The organism is Collinsella sp. TF05-9AC, from assembly GCF_003438495.1.
Classification (GTDB): Bacteria; Actinomycetota; Coriobacteriia; order Coriobacteriales; family Coriobacteriaceae; genus Collinsella.
On record NZ_QSSH01000032.1, the window covers coordinates 1 to 418 of the forward strand.

Genomic DNA, 418 nt, shown 5'->3' on the forward strand with positions numbered 1-418 from the left:
TGCGGGAACGGCCTGTCCGCCTAATGTGTTCGGCTGAGATCGGAAATCAACCCAGTGATAATTAAGCTGTTCGCGCCTCGACTGAGGTTCGAATCCATGCGGTGTTGCCATAAAAGAAAAGCCCCCGTTACCGGAGGCTTTAAGTTCGATTGGTGCGGCGTATAGGATTCCGCGTATCCGCTTCGCGGATCCGCACCGGCTTCGCCCGCCTGCCGGCGGACTCGCCCGCGGGCTAAAAACGCTCCGCGTTTTCTTGACGCCCGCGCCTCGACCGAGGTTCGAATCCATGCGATGCCGGCGTAAAAGAAAAACCCCCGTTGCCGGAGGCTTTCAATTTCAATTGGTGCGGCGTATAGGATTCGAACCTATGACGTTCTGATTCGTAGTCAGACCCTCTATCCAGCTGAGGTAACGCCGC

1 tRNA gene is annotated in these 418 nt (G+C 56.9%); it reads right to left on the bottom strand.

Annotated features, from left to right (window positions below):
* Positions 1-341: 341 nt before the first annotated feature.
* A tRNA-Arg gene (locus tag DXC52_RS08320) sits at positions 342-418 on the bottom strand.